General features: G+C 37.6%; 19 protein-coding genes. All 19 read right to left on the bottom strand.

Annotation, left to right across the window (positions count from 1 at the left end):
• Positions 1 to 8 precede the first annotated feature (8 nt).
• A complete protein-coding gene (locus BW972_RS11400) occupies positions 9 to 971 on the bottom strand; it encodes a GNAT family N-acetyltransferase (protein WP_076422229.1) in 963 nt (320 codons plus the stop codon).
• A gap of 131 nt (positions 972 to 1,102) precedes the next feature.
• Complete coding sequence (locus tag BW972_RS11395; RefSeq protein ID WP_234986360.1) at positions 1,103 to 2,302, bottom strand: glycosyltransferase; 1,200 nt, start codon at positions 2,300 to 2,302, stop codon at positions 1,103 to 1,105.
• 83 nt (positions 2,303 to 2,385) lie between these two features.
• Positions 2,386 to 3,474 carry a glycosyltransferase gene (locus BW972_RS11390; RefSeq protein WP_159439857.1) on the bottom strand — a complete coding sequence of 363 codons (1,089 nt, stop codon included), beginning with the start codon at positions 3,472 to 3,474 and terminating at the stop codon, positions 2,386 to 2,388.
• Positions 3,455 to 4,654, bottom strand: coding sequence for a glycosyltransferase family 4 protein (locus BW972_RS11385; RefSeq protein ID WP_076422227.1), 1,200 nt, complete (start codon positions 4,652 to 4,654; stop codon positions 3,455 to 3,457). The genes BW972_RS11390 and BW972_RS11385 overlap by 20 nt, the downstream gene beginning before the upstream one ends.
• A gap of 8 nt (positions 4,655 to 4,662) precedes the next feature.
• The gene (locus tag BW972_RS11380) at positions 4,663 to 5,817 is read right to left on the bottom strand and encodes a glycosyltransferase family 4 protein (protein ID WP_076422226.1); all 1,155 of its coding nucleotides are present in this window, start codon (positions 5,815 to 5,817) and stop codon (positions 4,663 to 4,665) included.
• A 6-nt stretch (positions 5,818 to 5,823) separates the two neighbouring features.
• Complete coding sequence (locus BW972_RS11375) at positions 5,824 to 6,570, bottom strand: glycosyltransferase family 29 protein (RefSeq protein ID WP_076422225.1); 747 nt, start codon at positions 6,568 to 6,570, stop codon at positions 5,824 to 5,826.
• A gap of 22 nt (positions 6,571 to 6,592) precedes the next feature.
• The gene (locus tag BW972_RS11370; RefSeq protein ID WP_234986359.1) at positions 6,593 to 7,219 is read right to left on the bottom strand and encodes an HAD family hydrolase; all 627 of its coding nucleotides are present in this window, start codon (positions 7,217 to 7,219) and stop codon (positions 6,593 to 6,595) included.
• Entirely contained in the window at positions 7,206 to 7,904 is a 699-nt protein-coding gene (locus tag BW972_RS11365; RefSeq protein WP_076422223.1) for an acylneuraminate cytidylyltransferase family protein, read from the bottom strand. Before BW972_RS11365 ends, BW972_RS11370 begins: the two co-directional genes overlap by 14 nt.
• On the bottom strand, positions 7,901 to 9,442 hold the full coding sequence (locus BW972_RS11360) for an aldolase catalytic domain-containing protein (RefSeq protein WP_076422222.1): 1,542 nt from the start codon (positions 9,440 to 9,442) through the stop codon (positions 7,901 to 7,903). The genes BW972_RS11365 and BW972_RS11360 overlap by 4 nt, the downstream gene beginning before the upstream one ends.
• A 4-nt stretch (positions 9,443 to 9,446) precedes the next feature.
• On the bottom strand, positions 9,447 to 10,364 hold the full coding sequence (locus BW972_RS11355; RefSeq protein ID WP_076422221.1) for a glycosyltransferase: 918 nt from the start codon (positions 10,362 to 10,364) through the stop codon (positions 9,447 to 9,449).
• Positions 10,361 to 11,179 carry a glycosyltransferase family 2 protein gene (locus BW972_RS11350; protein ID WP_076422220.1) on the bottom strand — a complete coding sequence of 273 codons (819 nt, stop codon included), beginning with the start codon at positions 11,177 to 11,179 and terminating at the stop codon, positions 10,361 to 10,363. Before BW972_RS11350 ends, BW972_RS11355 begins: the two co-directional genes overlap by 4 nt.
• Positions 11,180 to 11,251: 72 nt before the next feature.
• On the bottom strand, positions 11,252 to 12,148 hold the full coding sequence (locus BW972_RS11345; protein ID WP_076422219.1) for a glycosyltransferase family 2 protein: 897 nt from the start codon (positions 12,146 to 12,148) through the stop codon (positions 11,252 to 11,254).
• A 59-nt stretch (positions 12,149 to 12,207) separates the two neighbouring features.
• On the bottom strand, positions 12,208 to 13,086 hold the full coding sequence (locus tag BW972_RS11340; protein ID WP_076422218.1) for a glycosyltransferase family 2 protein: 879 nt from the start codon (positions 13,084 to 13,086) through the stop codon (positions 12,208 to 12,210).
• A 101-nt stretch (positions 13,087 to 13,187) separates the two neighbouring features.
• Positions 13,188 to 14,069: a glycosyltransferase family 2 protein gene (locus BW972_RS11335; protein WP_076422217.1), complete on the bottom strand. Its 882-nt coding sequence runs from the start codon at positions 14,067 to 14,069 to the stop codon at positions 13,188 to 13,190.
• Positions 14,070 to 14,076: 7 nt separating this feature from the next.
• Complete coding sequence (gene murB, locus BW972_RS11330) at positions 14,077 to 14,934, bottom strand: UDP-N-acetylmuramate dehydrogenase (protein ID WP_076422216.1); 858 nt, start codon at positions 14,932 to 14,934, stop codon at positions 14,077 to 14,079.
• A gap of 9 nt (positions 14,935 to 14,943) precedes the next feature.
• On the bottom strand, positions 14,944 to 16,215 hold the full coding sequence (locus tag BW972_RS11325) for a UDP-N-acetylglucosamine 1-carboxyvinyltransferase (RefSeq protein WP_076422215.1): 1,272 nt from the start codon (positions 16,213 to 16,215) through the stop codon (positions 14,944 to 14,946).
• Positions 16,216 to 16,298: 83 nt separating this feature from the next.
• Positions 16,299 to 18,095, bottom strand: a complete 1,797-nt coding sequence (locus BW972_RS11320) for an ABC transporter ATP-binding protein (protein WP_234986358.1) — start codon at positions 18,093 to 18,095, stop codon at positions 16,299 to 16,301.
• Positions 18,096 to 18,174: 79 nt separating this feature from the next.
• Positions 18,175 to 19,164 carry an SDR family oxidoreductase gene (locus BW972_RS11315; RefSeq protein WP_076422213.1) on the bottom strand — a complete coding sequence of 330 codons (990 nt, stop codon included), beginning with the start codon at positions 19,162 to 19,164 and terminating at the stop codon, positions 18,175 to 18,177.
• Between the two features lie 92 nt (positions 19,165 to 19,256).
• Positions 19,257 to 20,552, bottom strand: a complete 1,296-nt coding sequence (locus BW972_RS11310; RefSeq protein WP_076422212.1) for a nucleotide sugar dehydrogenase — start codon at positions 20,550 to 20,552, stop codon at positions 19,257 to 19,259.
• Positions 20,553 to 20,565 lie beyond the last annotated feature (13 nt).

The raw sequence follows: 20,565 nt of genomic DNA, 5'->3' as shown, positions 1-20,565 counted from the left end.
CTGTGTAGTCAAAATAATTCCATGTCTCCTAGGGAGTAACCCCATTGCTGCTGCTGCTGCAATTCTTCAAACTGATTACCCGCAAGTGACACATTCTTCAAGGTAACAATTGGGCCTTTTCCCAAAGTCGGGAGGAAACCCATACCCGGATAAACACCACGCACAAGTTCAAAGTGCCGTCCAGAGGCAGAAGTTAGGAAGCAACGCTTATTTAATTGTTTAAAAGCATCCTGAAGGTGCTGTTGCGAGTACTTGGTAAAAGTAGCTTTATCGGTCAATACATCTACTATCCGCATTTCATTGCCAAAGCTGTGGGGCTTTATTCTATAAAAAAGTGCGTAAGAAGTAAAATCGGAGAGGAAAAAGTAATTGAACAATGGATTGTATTGGTAGCGCCATGTTATATACTCTGGACTAACTAAAGTATGTACCTGTTTTTCATTCCTTAAGGGATTGCTAAGGTTATGTAATAACTCCTGCAGCTTTCCCCAATCCTGTACCGGCGCTTTGGGCTCTACTTGTTTTTTATATGCAAGCGGGTTCACTTTCAACTTCAATGCCATCCGGCCCATCTCAACCCAGCCCATTTTCAGATAACCAGGTTTACTGCTTTTATTGGGTGTATTATATACTAAGTGGATCCCTGCTTCTTTAGCATCAGCTAAACCTTGTAAGGTAAGCTTTTTAAAAATGCCTTTTCCTTGATAATCTGGGTGAGTGGCGGTATCCACAGCCCTGATAGCCTGTAGCACCTGCCCTTGGTACTTCCATTGCCAACGTAGAAAAGCCCTTACACCCACTATCTGCCCATCAGCCTCAGCCACGAGTACCGGCGATGCACCATGTGGGTTTTCCACATGCTTCCAGTTCCATAGAGATTCAGATTTCTGAATCATCTCTTCTCCTAAAGAAGATTTTAGAAGCTCTACAATGGCTGGTATATCCGTTTCTATTCCTTTTCTTATTTGCATGGTTATTTTTCAATAGTAAACACACCCCTGCCCCTCTCAAGAGGGGAATTCGTGTTCAAGTGAGTCTCCCTTTGAAGGGGGCAGGGGGATGACAATCGTTCCCAGAATCCCCTCCCTGGGAGTAGGGTGTGTTATTTTGAGTTCTCCCTTTCCTCTTTCAAAAACAAATATAACTCTTCCAGCTGCTTTGCCATTTTATTTATGCTGAAGTCGGACTGCACCCGCTGGCGGGCTCCTGCTGCGAGGGCTTTACGCTGCTCCTGGTTTTGCAGTAGCTGCACGCCGTAATCAGCCAGTTTCATATAGTCATTCACTTCGCAAAGCAAACCGCTTTTACCGTCCTCTATCACTTCGCCTACACCACCTGCTTTAGTGCTGATCACGGCACAGGAGCAACTCATTGCTTCTAATAAGGCGATTGGTAGTCCTTCGAAGACAGAAGACATCATATAAATGTCCATGGCGCTGAAGTAGGGTTGTACATTTGTTTTAAGGCCCGGCATGTGTAGGCGTTCTTCAAGACCCACTGTTTTTCTTTTTGCTAGCAGTTCTTCTTTCAACGGGCCATCACCTACCAGAATGAAATGGGCATCAGGTATTTGCCGAAGTATTTCTGCTGCAATCTCCATCCAAAGATCTAGGCGTTTTTGGAAGCGGAATACTGACACAGTGCCTACCACAGGCACACCAGCAGGTATACCTAATTCCTGACGCACCTGCAGGCCCGCTGCTTGATCACGTACAAAATGCGCTGTATTTACCCCGTTCAGAATATTGAGCAAGTATGGTGTTTTTGCTGACCCATTAAATTTATCAGACTGCGGAAGTGCTGCTATATCAAGCTGACCAAAATTAATATTGGTGTTTATTCGGATTGACTGTTGTACGTCATCCGATACCGCCACGGCTGCGTCTTGCCAGCCAAAACTGAGCTTGTTCAACCAATAGGTAATCTTGTTATAGCGCTCCCATTTGTTATGCTCCGTGTAAACAACAGGTAAGCCCGTTTTCTTCCCCACCAATCTGGCAATTATTCCTGCCCAGGGCAGGTGGCTATGGATCACCTCGATTTGGTGTTCCTGCACAAAGCGACAGATCTCCCCTACCCGTTGAAACATTTGTAGGTTATTATTAGCCTCAAAGCAAACAGCCCTTGCTCCCAGCGCCTCAATGGCTGGCACCATCTGGTCTTTCCAAGGGAGGAAATAAGCAAAATGGAAATCGAACTGCTCCCGATCATGCACTTTAAGCGTTTCTGGCAGGAGCATTTCGGCACCGCCTCTACCAAGCGACTTGATTAAGTGAAGGACTTTAATTTTGTTATTCGGCACGAAGTATTCTAGTTAAAATTCTCACAAGTTTTCCCCTTGAGCAATGGCCTTATACAAAAGGAATATTAGGGTTGAGATAAATATTATGAAAGACTTTTCCCAGCAATTATATGTTCATAGGCTTCTTTAAACCGCATTGCTATTTTAGAATTCATGTACTCGCTGATAACTAACTGATGCGCATTGACAATTTTATAGCTGACTTTTTCTCCACCATCCAATACCTCCATAACCGCGTTAATAAAAGCAGAGGTATTACCTTTATCGATTAACCAGCCTGTTTGACTATTTACTACTTCGCTGATCCCTCCCACATTATTCGCTATAACCGGGGTTTCACAGTACATAGCTTCTAAGATAACACCTGGTAAACCTTCAATTAAACTTGGCATCAGGAAAGCGGTAGAGTGTTTCAGAGTTTGTAACACATCATTTCGATAGCCTGCAAACAATATTCTATTTTTACAAGATAGCCTGGAAACTTCATTTTCCAATTCTGTTCGCAATGGGCCATCTCCTATTATAATCAGGAAGACAGCTGGATCCTTTTGGGCAATGGCTTCAAAGATGTTAAGAAGTGCTGCGTGGTTCTTCTCCGGCACCAAACTACCAATATTCACCAGCACTTTATATTGCTCAAAAATCGCCCGGAGATCATCCGGTGGCAATGAAGGTACTTTTTGATCTTCCACACCAATAGGAATTGTCTTTATCTTAGATGCATGGAAGTTAAAAGTATTTACAAAATCCTGCTCACAAAGCTGGCTAACTGAAACGACAGCCTCTACACGATTCACAAAAAGACTATTCAATAAAAATTTAGGTTTTGTATCTATGAAATCACCCATCTTGTTAGCGTTCCTAAATACAACAGGAGTATCCCATTTATAAATCAGTTTGCTAAGGATGGCAAATTTCAGCGTGTCTCCAGCGTTAGCTTGTATTATATCTGGACGTTCGCTTTCTACTATCTTGGCAAAAGTCTTCCACCCCTTTAGATCCCAAAGTCTTTTACCTATTGGTCTGTTTAAATGACTTGTTTTACCATGAAAAGGCAATTCAGAAGCACCAGTAAATACAGAAATCAGGTGTACATCTACACCTGATTTCTGTAAGTGGTTCGAAAGTTGGGAAGCAAATATCTCGGCCCCTCTAAGCTGAGGCTTCTGCACTAGTTGTATGACTCTCAATTCGTTTAATTTTTAGTACCGCCTGTATAATATTGTCAACGTTATTTCTCCAAGTGAAATTTTGGTTAACATACGCATAACCTTCTGCGGCAATTTCAGCGGCAAATTCCGGGTTTTCGAGAAGTAGAGTTAACTTATGTTCAATATCCTTTGAGTTTGGTGCTGTAAGCAAGAGATACTTCCCATCGACGAAAATTTCACGAACTGCTGGTATATCCGGGGCAATAACAGGCAATTTAACACCCAAGTACTCAAATACTTTCAAAGGGCTCATGTAGTCATTTGCTGCATGATGTACTGCTATATCAAAGGCCTTTAGATAATGATGCACCTCGTTGTGAGCAACATGGCCCGTGAAATAAAAGCAATCGCTCAAATCTTTGGCCGCAACATACGCCTTTAAATCTTCTAACGCAGGTCCTCCGCCAACGATTACAGCAACTATATTCCCAAAAGTTTTTTTTACGGAAGCAATAGCGTCTATAAAAAGGGGCATTTTTTTATGAAAATCCAGTGTGCCTACATAACCAATAACGCTGCTATTCGCAGGAATCTGGAGAACAGTCTCTTTAACAGTTTGATCTGCATCAGCATTAAAAAGTGTCTCATCATATCCATTGTGGTTAACAAGATCCCTATTAACTGAAACTTGGTCCCCCATTATTTGATCCCTTAAAAAAGAAGAAACGAAAAAATTCAGATCACATTTGCTCAATGCTTCTCTTTCTTTCTTCTGAAAATAACTCTTTAAGTAAATCTGCTTGAATGACTCGTCAAAAGGAGATGAGTTAACTTCTGTCACTAAAATTAGTTTAGGAAATCTTCTCCTGATATCATTAAGCTGAAGAAAATTATTATCCAATCTCACAACCAGTACATCAGGCTGAAATGTTGCCAATAATTCATACAAGCCCTCTATATTCTGACGATTCCGTTTATACAGTCTAAGAGGTAACAAAACCCTAAGACCCGCAACTCTTTCAGATAAAGAAACCTTAGACTTGGAAATATTTGTCTTTGAGAAAGGAGTAGCCTGAGGATAGACACGAATTTCAGATACATCAGAGTGCTCTCCAGCAAATTTTACAAATGCCTTTGAATGGTTACTTCCCCCGTGAGAGGCGCTATAAGCAGTAGAGTAATATAGTAATTTGAGACTCACTAAAGGTATTATTTTAAAGCATCCTGATATATACCGCGCAGACTATGAGCGAATTTTTCCTCACAATGGTTCGTTTTTAAATCTTCGATGCATTTTTCAGATTTAATTTTAATTGTCTCCAAAGATGTAAAAATCTCATCCAAAACACGAGTCAATCCTTCATTAATGGCAGCATTTAAGCGCTCACTATATTCTACAGACGTATAAATTGCTTCCCCCAATTTATTTTTAGGAACTTGAATCAGCCACCCCTTTTCGTTATTATTAATTTCTGGCAGTGCTCTTATGTCAGTAGTTACAACAGGACAGCCATGAGCCTGAAACTCAAGCACTGAATACCCATAGGTATCAGCCCATGTTGGTAGCAAACCAACATGAGTTTTCTTCATTATCTCTAATACTTTCTCATTAGGAAGATTTTCATAGTGCGTTATCCAAGAAGAATTAGATTCAATTATACTTCTTGCACTATTCAAGGTTTCCGCTGAATCAGTTGCCGCATATTTAGAGGGGCTTAAAGAACTGATAATATTCAAATGAATGGCATACTTAGCTTTTAGTTTAGTAAAAGCCTCTAATATATTAAGTCCACCTTTACGTGCTATATCTCTGCCTACGAAAGTGAATGTAATGGGTTCATCCAAACTTACACCTTTCTCTGCCCAATTAGTTACATATAGCTTTTGTGGAGGAGGCAGAATGACCATCTTTGGTAAAATTCTTTCCGAAAATTTGCTATCGAAATGGCTTAGAAAGAATTCTTGAATCTTATAATTACATTCTGATAGTGCTATGACTTTTTTGCATGCTTCACCAGCAAGTGCTCCTAATGCTCTTAGAACATCTATATCATTCTGTAAATGCCTGTAAGTGGGGGCTTCTCCGTGATGCCCATTCAAACACTGGTTATAGCGCGGCACTAGTGTCTCAAAAGTAGTAACCCATGGCTTATCACCGAAGCTGACATGGTTGAAGTAATGGAAAATGTCTACTCTCGGATAAAATAGAGCGTTTAATTTTTCAAGCTTATTATATTTGTTCGAATAGCGAGCCAGGTACCTACTTACCGGAGCATAGGTGTAATTTGCTTCCTCAATCTTATTGATAATCGATCGCTTCTCATTATAAGAAGGCACAGTATAAGCAATGGTGATATCTTGCATGAATATTTATTGGGTGTTTTGCAGAATGTGCTTTAGCTGTATGTCAACTACTATATTCTTATTTTTATTCAATTCAAGAAGCTTTTTAAATCCTTTAAATTCAAGTTCTATATCGTGCCTACCTGCATCTTTTATACTCTGAATTATTTTTTCCGGCGTTTTCAACTCATCCCGATACCCTTCACCAAAAGGGGTTCTGTAAAAAGTGAACCCTGTTATGTATAGTTCTTTAAATCGAGCCTGCATAAGTGTAGCCAAAGCCGTGAAACCTATTGTTGGGGCATAACCTGGCGTGAAAGCGCATATCTTTTGATAGAAGTTAACTGGAAGGGTATAGGTTTTATAGTTTTTTAAATACTTCTTATAGAAATTGAATGAATTCCTAATACTTCCAAACGTACTCCTGGGATTGATAAGATACTTTACTTGTTGTCTGTCAAAAAGATCTGTATCTAACTTTCCCCCTCCGGTTAATTCATTTTCGAAAAAACTGTGAAACAAAATATCAGTTCTGCTGCCTATTTTATTGTCGAATTGATGCGTATCAACAATCAGCCCTGACTTATTAACGCGTACAACGAAATCAAAACCATCAATATATTCTCCATTATCCGCTTCAAAAGCAGAACTTGCAGGACCAACAATAGCAACGCGTTTATTCGATAATATTGAGGTATCAAATACAGATAGGTTGCTCTTTAGGAGAAGTAACCCTTTTGCTGCAGCTACAACTTTATTCCAGGTTATTATCATACTTTAAACGCTTTCCAAGTAATCATATAGAAACTCTTGCAAAAGTATCTATATAAGCCCAGCCCCTACTCAACAGTTTACTATTATTATAGGCAAGAAAATCTAACTGGTTAGCTTCTGCTGCTTCCTGATCATTGATTGAGTCGCCTACCAGGACAACATGTTCCGGGAGATAGTTATTTTCCACCAACAGATTCTCAACTAAAGTCTTCTTGGGTGTTGGAGAACCCTGTATTGACACAAAATATTCTGCGATATTTAACTGCTCGCAAATTACATTCAGCTCTTTACCATCGGACCCTGATACGATGTGCATGGGCACGTGCCTGTGATACTTTCTGATGAAGTCTAAAGAGTCTTCAATCAAAAGTTTCTCGTCTATTAATAACTCCATCATTACTTCCGAGAATCGTGCGGCATAAGCCTTTACCATATCATCCGTAATTGGCTCTTTCAGAATTTCTTCATAGAAGTAGCGAAATTTTACATAGCGCGACAAGCCTCCGTTTAACCTATGATAATCTAGCAGTTGCTCAACTTGCTCCTTTGGAAAGTTAGCCAGTGTAACTTCAAATCCCTTGTCTCTGATAGCCATGGAGTCCATGATGACACCATCGAAATCCCAGAGTACTGCCTTATACTTTGACAAGCTTATCATAAATAGCCTCAGCAATTATAAAATCATCTTCCCAGTCAATGTCAAAAGACCTAATTTTGTCCTGTAGAAAAAAATAAGGCTTTGCTCCGACCCGGTTCTTTTGGTTAAGATATACCTCTCTGGAGGTGATGAACATGGCGTGGTTAATTTCATAGAGCATGGGTAGGTCCTGAGTGCGCGGCCAGTGGTTACGACTGGTGTCAAAATTGACGCCTTGTCCTTCACCGTCTAGTATGAAGTTCTGCAATGCACTTACTGAAACCAAGGAGTCATATCCTTCCTCTAGCTTTCCGAAGTACTCTCCAATTGCCTTGTCATATTCGTCAGCGTCTACAAATGGAGTAGTTGTATGACCCCAGATGATGTGGCTCTCAAGTACAATCCCGGGCACATAGCTAATAAGTGCCGACAGAGGAGTTGTGTCTAGGCACAACTCCTCTGGTCTTAAGATTACCCGTATCCTATCCCCGGATGGGTCAATACTTTGCGCTATTTCCACCGATAGTTCGTCGTTGGTGGACAGGATAACATAAGTCAACGACTTACAGGAAAGCAGTTGCCTAAGCTTCAGCTCCAGTATTCCTCCCTCTATATTGGAGAACCTGCGCGTATTCTTTGACTTGACCCGCTGGCTGCCTTTTCTGGTGGGCAGAAAGAAACAGATATCCCTTTTCATGCGAGCAGCGAGTATACTGACTTAACTGCAACAGATTTGTAATTCGTAGGAGTCAGAGAAACTAAAGGTTTGCCGGTATGCTGCGCAAATGAGCTGAATAGAAACTCATTCTCATCTGTCAGGCTCTTTTCTTTTTGTGAAATACTTGCCTGTATGTAGCCATCATAACCCGCTATAAATACGTTCTCATCCCCTAGCTCCAGAGCCGCCTGCAAGGCAAGTGCAGTATGTGTATCATTGAGTCTGTTACTAAACTCGATGCGCTCCAGTTCAAAGCTATTCTCTACCACTGCTTCAGGAATGTAGGTACCCATCTCCCTAGGATAAGGAGGCAGGACACAACTACCACTGAAATTTTTAAAACTATGGAACACTTTCTCTAATCGGTGCCCTTCGTTACCAACAAGGCAAAAAACCTGGTCAATTTCCAAATCCTCATAAGTGTTTGCATTCTTCGAGCTGGCATGAATAATACAAACATTCCCCAAACCAGCTATGAATTCTCTTAAGCCCTGGGCATGATTCACTGCGTTCGCTCCCCCTCCTATTATGACAACATTGTCATATTTTTTGGAAGGTTTGAATACTGGCAGCTTGTAATTGTCTTTTACTTTCTGCTTTTGGTTGTTCAACGCTCTGATAATGCTGTTGAAGGAGTAAAAACGTTGCGTTACCCACTCCATTACATTTTTCTGCGGAAGCGAATTGGCCCCCGACACCATATAAGGAAGGTTAGTGCCCCACCCATAGGACTGCTGCAACTGGGAAAACCCATCCACCGTTTTGCTCAGCGCATTGAAATCCACCTCGAGTCCGTCTTTAGCATTCATGGCAGTCAACAACAATTCTGTTTTTAAATTGCCTGCACCTCTGCCCATGCCGGTGATCGTCGCATCGACGATCTCCACGCCGTGCTCTATCGCTGTCAGCGTATTGATAAGGCCCAGTTCCAGATTGTTGTGCCCATGAAAGCCCAGCTTGATGTTTGTCTTCTCCCGAATTAGATTTATGGTCTCAATTACGTCCTGCGGGTATACCCCTCCGAATGAATCCACCATGTAAAAATAGTCTGCTACCTGATCTACAAATCTGAGATCCTCTAAGAAAGCTGGAAATTCGCGCCACCTAGACATGTACATGGTGTTGAAGCCCACCTCAAAACCCATTGCCTTGATTCTTTCAGCCAGCTTGAGGGCCCGTCCAAACTGCTGCGGGTCCAAGGCAATACGCACCATGTCGATTATACCAACGCAAGGCTTCAGCAGATTATCAACATGCACGGGCAGCACATTCTTCTCATCCAGAATGATCACCAGCTTTTTATCTGAAGCCTCCTTTACTTGCTCCAGAAGGTATGAAGGGCAATAGAAATACTCTCCCAGGTAGTCTTTCATTGGGTTGTTACGGTACCCTATCTCCAGATAATCTACCGGGAGCATATTCATGGACTCCAGGTATGTGCTAACAAGCTCCTTACTGAAATCCCAGTTTGTATAATAGCCTCCATCTCGGAGGGTGCAGTCAAGAATCTTAATCATATTTTTATAACTCCAAATCCACTTTATGAAATTTTCCTACTAAAAAGTCTCTAATAGCTAACCACTGTACTTTGAAGTTTTTCAAACCATAAGTAGATCCAAACTTAAAGCCATAAACCGACTTTGCCATCAGTTTAATTAAAAAAAACAAAAGTCCAATGTAATATTTATTCTTAAAAAGAATATCTAACATGTTCCTGCCACTATAGTATTGTCTCCAAATAAGGTCCACTCTACCGCTATGAGAGCCTTTCCACTTATAGTTAGCATTCACTTTCCCCAACTCTATTCGCGATTTTAACCAAGCATCACCATCTAACATGATCACATAACCAGCTTTTTTTACTCTCAGACAAAAATCAAGTTCTTCAAAGCCAAAGAACAACTTTGCATTTGGTAATACACCTGCTTTTACAACCTTACTATTTATAATCATAGTTTTATTGCCGGGTATCTGATCCACTTCTTGTATTCCTCCAAGTTCCTTATTATAGAGGTTTCTCATTCTAGCTGTGTAACCGTTAAAATAACCTCCTATCTGTCCAAAAATACCAAGTCTTATATCTGGGGTTTTCTTTTGTAAACTATCAATGCTTGTAAACATAAGCTCAAATGTATCATCCTTCTTTGGAGGATCATCATCATCTCCCCAATAAATCCAGTCATACCCTTGTTCAGTAAGTATTTGCAGGCCAATACTAGCTGCACCTGCTGGTCCTGAATTATATCCTACATTTATATATTCTATTCTACTATTATTAAGTTTTGCTACTAATCTTCTTGTAGTCGAAGTTAAACTGTTATCAACTATAAGAATTTTACATGGTGCATAAGTTTGATTCAATAATTTCGCTATAGTATTACTCAGTACAGCTGGTCTTTCATAAGTCATGATAAAAGCAGCAAATTTTGAATTCATCATTTTAAACGAGTGATGATTTTTAAATAATCTTTTACTGTCTCTGTATTCTTCGCTGCTTTTCTTAATAATAATGCATAATTTATTAGACCAATTTCCACTATTGAAAATCTGTTAATCAAAGAGAGTAAGTATTTTAGTCTTGACTTTTTAGAGCTAGAAGTAACTCTATTCTGTCCATGACTCACAATAATTGATGTAGGCTCATTAATACTTCCGGCTACTAATGTTCCCTTAGAAGCACACCTAACCCATAGTTCAGTGTCCTGATGTAACCTTAAAGTTTCATTGAACCCGCCGGTTTTCAATAATAGACTTTTTTTTAAAGTAATACCATTTGTACAAAAGTGTCCATAAGTGCCTCTTATTAAGTAATGAAGAAGCTTGTCAGGTCTAATTTTACGTTTAATAGTATGTACATGCTTAAAATGAGGATCATCGATTCGTACATTTAATGCTGCACTGTAGACACCATCAATAGATAAATCCCTAAAGATTTCTTTGTCAGCTTTAAAACGATTTGGTAAGTAAAAATCATCTGCGTCTAAAAATGCAATATAATCGTATTTAGCTTTTTGAATACCTAAATTCCTGCTTGCAGCTGCCCCCTTGTTTTCTCCATTTGGGTGTCTATATAATCTTACATTTGCATGTTTATTGGCTAAATCCTGGCATACTTGTAATGCGTTATCAGGAGAGTGATCCTCTATAAGAATCACTTCACCTACTTCACTTAAAGTGACAGCAGATTCAACAGCCTTTTGCACGTACTTCTCAGCGTTGTATACAGGTATAATCACTGAGACTATGAACTCCATATGACTATATAATATGTATAGGTTAAGTAATTAAATCGCTTTATAAATTCTGCGAAATTCACAGTATTATCATTATCGTATTAAAGAAAAGTCAGATTGCCTTAATTTTTTCTTAATTAATATGGACCTCAAACTATATGTAATCAAGGTTTGCAGTGTTTTTAAAGCCCCGAAAAACAAGTATTTCCCTCTATTTCGTTTTAAATCTTTAACTATTGGTAGAGTTAAGAATTTCTTACCTGAAATATCAGCCTCTGAAAACTTCTCTAACGCAATCAATCTAGATAAAAGTCTATGATAATTATATTTTAGATTTCTATTATAGGATATAGAGCTTTTATGGCTTCTTATCTTATATAATGCCTTATCTATAACTCCTACTTTGATTCCTAATGTGAGAATATCGAAATGGAATAGCCACTCTTGTGCATTATTTAAGTCATAACTAAATGGTTCGTAGCTTTTAAAAATAGATTTTCTCCATAAACCAGAGCCTGTTTGCCACGCTAACTTTTCTGATAGATAATCTCCTAAAATATTGTTTGAATAATTCAACTCTCTCCACGATTCACTTTTTAACACTGTCAAATTATCATTGTAAACTTTACAATTACAAAGGATACCATCAAACCCGTCTTTAATAAACTTAACCTGGGTTGATAGAAAATCCTGCTCCATAATATCGTCAGAGTCAAACCATTTTATGAAATCACCTTTTGCTAAGGTAAGACCATAACGCCTACAAGAATTAGCGCCTTTAATTTCTTCATCTGGTCTAGAAACAAATGTGAATCTGGAATCACCACTAATATAACCGATAATTGCTTTTACATTAGCTTCATCTGATCCATCATCCACTATTATACACTCCCATTTATTATAATTCTGAAGCTTAATACTTTCGATAGTATCTATTAATAGCTTAGCTCTCTGATAATGCGGTATGATAATAGTAGTTTCGATAACCATTATTTAAATATTTTAGCAGTAGCAATTAAGCTCATTTCGCTTATGGTACTTTTAATGATTTAAATGATTTTTTTTCTAGACGTTATATAGTTAAAGTTTATTAGGCTAAGATATATAAGGGATAGATTAAGCGCGTTGAAATTTGAACTTTTAAAAGACTTTATTATATTTGACTTAGCATCTCTAATCAAATATGCGTAAGAATTAGAAATTTTAATTTTTTTACTTATCAAATACTTAATAGCACATATCCTCGAATGCAAATAATAATCAGCTTTTTTTTCAACCTTTATTGTTTTAGCTAATGAGTTTTCATGAATTCTTCTATGAATTAAAACATCATTTATAGTAGCATAATTTGTTGAATTAACTAAAACTCTGAAGTAAAATTCCCATTCCTGATGTTTCTTAAGTTTTAGATTAAATAATTGATTTAATTTAGATTCTAGAAAAATTCTATTAAAAAGTGGCCCAGGTGTAAAAAAGTAGATGCCAGCTTTTATATATGATAAAGCTGGGGTATTTGAATGGGTTTTGTACCTTACTTCTCTATATTCATTACCTTCAAATTCATTTAACAGACATATTACGAAGTCATAGTTATATTTTGTTAATGCACTGACTTTTTTCTCTAACATTTCAGGGTGCATAATATCATCTGAATCAAACCATTGAATATATTGACCACTAGATTTACTAAAGCCAAAATTTCGACATGAAGGAGCACCTTTAACTAGATCCTTTGGTCTCTTATATAACTTGTACCTCTTATCATTTTGGGTATAATTTTCTAAGAATTCAAAACTCCCATCAGTAGAGTGATCATCTACAAGTATACACTCCCACTGTAAGTATGTTTGGCTTTCAATTGAAGTTAAAGTCTCTTCAAGTAAGTCAATTCTATTATATACAGGAATTATAATGCTTACTAAACTCATAATAGATCTACTTAATCAAATTATAATCAGAGTAATTGAATTCAGATATCACTTAATCCGCCCAATTTAGCAACTGTCCTCTGTTATTTATTTTTACAACGCTAACTGATCCTTTTGAACAAACGTAGAAATCGCTTTAAAAATAAATCTGAAATCTTTTGATTGAAATGCAATTTCAGTAAATACTTAATTAAACGACTTCCCGAATAGTATTTAAAGAATATAGTAGAGTTTACTCGTTTACCTTTAACATTGACGTTTAAGTATGTTTTAAGCAATAAATCATTAATGTTAAGTTTATATAAAGAATTGTCATTTGTTGACAGGTAAATACCACTGACTATATAAAACTTTTGTTCAAAGCGCTTATCATTATTATTTGTAACTCCGTTTTTATAATGAATTCTTTTGTATAGTACTTCATCTACATATCCTGTATCAGCTATTTTACAAAATTCTGTCTTTAGATGAGTAAATTGCCCGTACTTGAAAAAAGAGTTGTAACCACCCACTTTATAATAAAGAGATTTCAAATACATAACTTCACCCTGAGTAAAAAAATTACTTTTACCATTTATAACAGGGCTGTGTATCTTACTTTTACCTTGATGAATATCTTCAACTAAACATCCTACGATTCCTAACCTGGGATTATTTTGAAGCATTTCGACTTGAAGGGTTATTCGTCGTGGCAATGACACATCTCCCGCACCATGAATAGCAATGTACTCACCGTTACATTTGCTAATAGCTTGTATAATGCCCTTAGTAAAACCAAGATTTTCTGAATGTCTGATTAATTTAAGTCTAGGATCTTTAAATTCAGCCAGCATTTCGTAGGTACCATCATCAGAGAAATCATCAAAGATTATATATTCAAAATGCTCGTAATCCTGATTCAATATGCTTTCTATGGAAGAAATTAAATTTTCTTTCCTATTATAATAACCTGTAACAATAGATACTAAAGGCTTATTTTCCATTGATAGACTAAATAACTCTTTGTTCTACTTCTAAATCAACACTAAACTCAGCTTTGACTTTATTTTTCACATACTCAATGATTGACAGTATGTCATTACCAGTAGCATTACCTGTATTAACAATAAAACCTGCATGTTTCTCAGAAATTTTTGCACCACCTATCGTAAACCCTTTTAGTCCCAGTTCTTCAATCATTGGACCAACAAATTTTCCTTTGGGGCGTTTGAATACACTCCCAGCATTAGGATACTCCTTTGGTTGCTTTGCCTGTCGTGCATCATAAATTTGTGTCATTTTCTCCTTTATCGATGCTTTGTTTCCAGGTGCCAGTTTAAGTTGTGCCTCCAAAATTATCAGTTCACCTGAGTTTTCCTGAAATATACTATTCCGGTATTCAAAATTCATTTCACTCCGATCAATCGTGTGGACTTTCAAAGTAGATTTGTTCAGGTAAGTAACATTTACTAATACATCTTTTATTTCCTCGCCACTAGCTCCTGCATTCATGACAATAGCGCCACCCAAGCTACTAGGTATATCATAAAACATTTCAAGGCCAGTAAGCGCATGCTGCAAAGCTTGTTCACTTAACTCTTTTAACTCTACACCTGCTTGTGCCTTTATTAAATCATTTTCAAATGAGTATCTGCTAAAGTTTTTTTTTAATAGCACGAAAGATTCTTCATAATAGGGCTTGGATAAAATTACATTATAGCCGCCTCCTAAAAATATAAGCTGCTCATTTTTGTATTCACAAATTCTAACAACATCATCAATTGTATTTGGGAAGTATGCTTTTCGGCATATAGCGCCTACCCTATAGGAGTTAGAGTAAGTAAGATCAAAATTTTCAATAACATCCATAAAGACTTATCAAATAATTACGGTATTATCATTAGCCTCTAACTCGATACCAATTTGCTCAAGTTTGTCCAAAAGGTTATTATAACCTCTTAACGCCATTTGGAAATCCTTTATCTCTGTTTTAGCTGTGTCTTCAGCCAGAAGTGCTGCTAAAACTACCGCCATACTTCCCCTTAAGTCTTTTGAATATACAATAGGATGCGAGGAGAATTTTGCAGGCCCATTAATAACAATTTTTCCAGGTTCATATGAAATTGCATTACCGCATAGTTTATTTAGCTCGTCAAGATAAGCTGTCCTTTCAGGATATCTGTAATCATAGATTCTGCTGATTCCTTTAGCTTTAAGTGCTAAGAGTACATAAAAAGGCTGCATATCAGATATCACACCAGGGTGAGTTCCACAAGCAAGCTCGAAGGGTTGTATTTCACCTAAGTTTAGACATTCAGGTGACACATAAATGCTTTTATTATTTCTGAAGAAATCTATACCAGCTTCATTTATGTGCTTTAAGGGAATCTCCATTATATCGAATGGAACGTCATCAATTTTTAAAGATAAACCAGACAAGACCCCAAATACAAGCCAAGTCAGTGCCTCAATCCTGTCCGGCATAACGTTATAGGTAGTAGCTCTAAACTCGGTTGTACCCTTAACTTTGATATAGCTATTTCCTATCACTTCTATGGACACCCCCATTGCAGTTAAGAACCTGATCAGGTCATTCACTTCGGGAGATACATAGGCATTGAAAATTTCCGTTTCTCCTTCTGCGATTGAGGCTGTAATCAATGCATTTTCTGTACCACCTACTGTACTAATAGGGAAAGAAATACTATTCCCTTTTAACTTACCTGGGGAAGTAATTAATATATAATCTGCATATTCTTCTACAGTACATCCTAAACGCTCCCATACCATGATGTGCAAATCATAACCTCTTTGTCCTATTTTACAGCCTCCTGGATATGGGATTTTAGCACAACCTTCTCTTTTAAGTAAAGAAGCTGCTAAAAGGTAGGTTGTTCTTATCGGAAAGTTAAATTCTGTAACTCTATTAGATAAACCTTCTGATTTAATTTTAAGACTGCTCTCTTTATGATTTGTTATAATATTTGCGCCTGACTTTTCTAAAAAATCCGCTTTATGTCCGGCATCTACAAGCTTTGTAGGAAAATTTTTTAGTAGAATTTCTTTATCGCTTAAAGCAGCTGCAGCTAACAAGCGTGTGGCAGAGTTCTTAGCTCCAGATACTTTTATATTTTTAACTTCTTGAGACATTCTTAACTAATATTATTAATTGAAAACAAACTGTCGGCTTTTAAATTTACTCGGGAGGCTAAGGATAATAATATTGCTCAAGTCTAAACTTCTTGCAAACTCACCATCCTTTTAAAGTTTTCGGATTTTGAGGTTAAGCTAACAAAGTCCCCTATTGCCGATATTTCTCCATTCTCAAGTAACACAATCTGATCTGCATTTTTAACAGTTGCTAATCTATGGGCAACAATTAAGATTGTATACTTTCCTTTTAGTGAGTCTATATTCTCCTGAATAACCTTTTCAGTTTCCGAATCTAATGCAGAAGTAGCCTCATCCATGATGAGTATATCAATATCTTTGTACAGTTCCCTGGCTATTGAGAGCCTTTGCTTCTGCCCGCCACTAATCAATATTCCATTATTCCCTAACATAGAATTTTCCTTATTTGGTAAATCTTGAATAAAATCTGCAATAGCAGCTTTATGGAGTGCCTCCCAAAATCTAGCTTTATTTTCAGGATTATCTTCTGCCCAGAAAGTGACATTATTATAAATGCTATCACTGAATATAACAGGCTCCTGTGTTATATAGCCTATTCGTTTTTGAAATGATGAGATATCAATCTCCGAAGAAGGCTTGCTATCAATTAAGAATGAGCCATCAGATAAAGGTATTAACCCAGAAAGTAAATTTACTAAAGTAGTTTTTCCGCTTCCGCTCTCCCCTACAAATGCTATTGTTTGGTTCCTATCAATATGTAAATTGATGTTCCGTAAAATACTTGCTTCACCATACTTAAATCCACCACCTTTAATTTCTAAAGACTTGTTAAATGCTTTTATTTTTTCACCACCTAACTTATCCTGATGAGCAGATAATTCCTGCATAAACTCAGTCATATTTTCTAATGACCCTGAAACATTCAGAAAGTTATTCCATTGTGTTTGCAAAACCATTAAGAAAGTAAGAGACCTATAAAAAAACAAAAGACTTAGAATTATCAGGCCTAAACTTTCTGAGAAATAAGTTATTTGAATAGTAATTACAGCTACCACAACAGCTATAACCAACGGTTCTCTGGTAGCTGAAAGAATTGAATTATAGAAACCTATTTTCTTATTATTATTCTCAATTGTAATAACTGCTTGCTTCAGTTTCTTCGCAAACACAGGACTTAAACCTGTTGCCTTTAAATATTTAAAAAAAGCTACATTTTGGATTAATAAACCCTGAAACTTATGCCCTGCATTTGATATTTTTCTGGATGTCTCTTTTGTTTTCTTATAGATCTGTCTGAAAACAAGGTTTGATAAGCCTCCACCAAGAGTTACTAAAATGGCAAATTGCGGATTGGTTAAATATGCCATCACAACATAGACAAAAACCATAATCCCAGCTTGCACTGTCATGAAGTAAGCTTGATAAGCTCTGACTACACGTCCAACTTCTCCACTTAATGTATTTTGTATACGACCAGAATCGGCCATAACAAAAGATTTATAGCTAAAGTTATTTAACTTGCTAACATTATTAAAACGAAGTTTTTTAATAAAATACTGCTGTGTCAGCACCTTATTATATGATTCAATAAATTTGAAAATACCTTTTAAGGTAAAGAAAAATAGAATCACAAATAAGATAGAATTTATAGTGAGATTAATCCCTAAATAACTTAACCCCTCTATTAAGAAACTTAAATTGCCTAATCCTTCTGATGTAACTTCTTCATTTCCATCCACCATCTGCAATAGTGGTAAGAACATGGCTAGTCCAAAACCATCTAATACACCAACAATTAAACTTAGGGCTAGTGCTAAAAATAATTTGCTTTTAAGATGGGAATAGAAGTAAGCAAAATGAGCAAAGTATTTCTTTACTAAGTTTTTTATTGTTTTCAATAGAATAAGTCTTCAAAAGGTTTACCAGACAACAGATAAAATAATCAACATATCGCAGCTACAAAAAAGTAACTTTATTTTACATTTTAGCTTGGTTGTTATACCATTTAACAGTTAAATCTAAGCCGTCTGTTACCGAAAACATTGGGGAATATCCAATTAGTTTTTTGGCTTTGCTTATATCTGCTAAACTATGACGTACATCGCCTTTACGCTCCTCTCTATATTCAGGAATAACTGCTGTCATTGATGTACTAGCTATACTTCTCCACAGTTCATTGAGGGTCGTGCGCTTACCAAAGGCGATATTCACTATTTCATCTTTATCAACTTTATCTAACAATAATGCTTTTATATTAGCCTGCACAGCATTTTCTACAAATGTAAAATCTCGACTAGTTTCCCCATCGCCATTTATATAGGGAGTATAATCTTTCAGAGCTGCCTCTATAAACAATGGGATGACAGCTGCATATGGTCCTTTAGGATTTTGTTTTGGTCCAAATACATTGAAATATCGCAAACCAATTGCATGAAAATCGTAAGTCTTAGAGAAAACACTTGCATATAATTCATTAACATACTTAGTCACAGCATACGGAGACAGCGGATTTCCAATTTTATCTTCAACTTTAGGTAAATCTGGATGATCACCGTAAGTGCTAGAACTTGCCGCATAGATGAAACGCTTTACACCATAGTCCCGTGCAGCTACTAACATGTTTAAAAAACCATTTACATTAACTTCATTACTGGTAATCGGATCATTTATTGATCGGGGTACTGAGCCTAATGCAGCTTGATGGGAAACATAATCAATTCCTGCTAGAGCTCTGCGGCAGGTTTCCATCTCGCGAATATCACCTTCTAACAATTCAAATGCAGGGTTATTTTTAAAGTCCTCAATATTGGCATGCGAGCCTGTAGAGAAATTATCCAGTATTCTTACTTTACCAGCACCGTACCTTAGTAGATACTCAACGATATTAGATCCAATAAAGCCAGCTCCTCCAGTGATAAGAAAGCTATTTTGGCTTATGTCAGTTGTGTGATATTTTATGTCGTACACGGTTTACTCTGTCAGGTTTAAAAGTTTAATTAGAGCACTTTGCTGTTTTCAGTACTTCTTTTACTGATGAAGTTAATTTCGAAGTAATAACATTAAAGCCTACCGTCGGAAAGTTCTTTTGGCAATGCTCCCTTAACATCGTATATCACAGCTTTTTCTTTGCAGAGCTTGTTTATATCTAATGACTTGAATTCATTGTGAGATACGGCTAAGATGATAGCGTCACAGTCAGTAGTTCCGTTAAGTTCTTTCACAGAGTCCCACCCATATTCATGCTTCACCTCGGCTGGCTCGGCCCATGGGTCGTAGATAGTGATGTTCGTATCGTAGTCTTTCAGAGTGTGTAGAATATCCACTACCTTGGTGTTGCGTACGTCCGGGCAATTCTCTTTAAAGGTGATACCTAGTACCAGTATATTAGCTCCCTTTACTGGAATGTCCTTCTTCACCATTAGCTTGATTACCTCATGGGCAACATACTCGCCCATGCCATCGTTCAGTCGACGACCGGCCAAAATGATTTCAGGGTGGTAGCCAGCCTCCTGCGCTTTCTGGGCCAAGTAATAGGGGTCTACGCCTATGCAGTGCCCGCCCACTAAACCTGGCTTAAACTTGAGGAAGTTCCACTTAGTCCCAGCAGCCTCTAAAACTTCATCTGTATCAATCCCTAACCGGTTGAAAATCTTGGCCAGCTCATTGACAAAGGCGATATTGATGTCGCGCTGCGCATTCTCTATCACCTTAGCTGCTTCTGCCACCTTGATGGAGGTCGCTTTATGCGTACCAGCTGTAATAACGGAACGATATAGCTGATCTACTTTCTCAGCAGTCTCAGGATTAGAACCGGAAGTTATTTTTAGTATTTTCGACACTGTATGCTCTTTGTCTCCCGGATTGATGCGTTCTGGCGAATATCCAGCAAAGAAATCATGGTTAAATTTTAGCCCAGACATACGCTCCAGCACCGGTACACACTCTTCTTCGGTTACGCCGGGGTAGACTGTTGACTCATACACTACAATATCTCCAGGCTTAAGTACTTTACCAACTGTTTCACTTGCTTTGTACAGCGGAGTTAGGTCTGGACGATTGTTTTTATCTACTGGTGTTGGTACTGTTACAATGTAATAATTACAATGTTCAATATCGCTCAGTTTATTCGAGCAATAGAGCCCTTTATCATTTATCTCACTCTCCAATACAGCTTTCAGGATTTCGTCTTCTACCTCTAAGGTACGGTCGTGCCCGTTGTTCAGCTCGCGAACACGAGTTTCATTAATATCAAAACCAACAGTAGGGAATTGCTTTGCAAATTCCACCGCTAATGGCAGGCCAACATAGCCTAAGCCGATTACAGCAATCTTAGCATCCTCTATGTCTGTTGTCATATATTGTGGCATG

It is taken from the genome of Pontibacter lucknowensis, from assembly GCF_900156415.1.
Classification (GTDB): Bacteria; Bacteroidota; Bacteroidia; order Cytophagales; family Hymenobacteraceae; genus Pontibacter; species Pontibacter lucknowensis.
The sequence above is the reverse complement of the archived record's forward strand: the minus strand, read 5'-3'. Positions and strand labels throughout refer to the sequence as shown.

Coding starts and splice junctions, on each gene's coding strand:
- BW972_RS11340 (WP_076422218.1), bottom strand. CDS start 13,086: ATGAGTTTAGTAAGCATTATAATTCCTGTATATAATAGAATTGACTTA.
- BW972_RS11400 (WP_076422229.1), bottom strand. CDS start 971: ATGCAAATAAGAAAAGGAATAGAAACGGATATACCAGCCATTGTAGAG.
- murB (WP_076422216.1), bottom strand. CDS start 14,934: ATGGATGTTATTGAAAATTTTGATCTTACTTACTCTAACTCCTATAGG.
- BW972_RS11355 (WP_076422221.1), bottom strand. CDS start 10,364: ATGATGAATTCAAAATTTGCTGCTTTTATCATGACTTATGAAAGACCA.
- BW972_RS11335 (WP_076422217.1), bottom strand. CDS start 14,069: ATGGAAAATAAGCCTTTAGTATCTATTGTTACAGGTTATTATAATAGG.
- BW972_RS11325 (WP_076422215.1), bottom strand. CDS start 16,215: ATGTCTCAAGAAGTTAAAAATATAAAAGTATCTGGAGCTAAGAACTCT.
- BW972_RS11375 (WP_076422225.1), bottom strand. CDS start 6,570: ATGATAATAACCTGGAATAAAGTTGTAGCTGCAGCAAAAGGGTTACTT.
- BW972_RS11380 (WP_076422226.1), bottom strand. CDS start 5,817: ATGCAAGATATCACCATTGCTTATACTGTGCCTTCTTATAATGAGAAG.
- BW972_RS11365 (WP_076422223.1), bottom strand. CDS start 7,904: ATGAAAAGGGATATCTGTTTCTTTCTGCCCACCAGAAAAGGCAGCCAG.
- BW972_RS11345 (WP_076422219.1), bottom strand. CDS start 12,148: ATGGTTATCGAAACTACTATTATCATACCGCATTATCAGAGAGCTAAG.
- BW972_RS11350 (WP_076422220.1), bottom strand. CDS start 11,179: ATGGAGTTCATAGTCTCAGTGATTATACCTGTATACAACGCTGAGAAG.
- BW972_RS11360 (WP_076422222.1), bottom strand. CDS start 9,442: ATGATTAAGATTCTTGACTGCACCCTCCGAGATGGAGGCTATTATACA.
- BW972_RS11310 (WP_076422212.1), bottom strand. CDS start 20,552: ATGACAACAGACATAGAGGATGCTAAGATTGCTGTAATCGGCTTAGGC.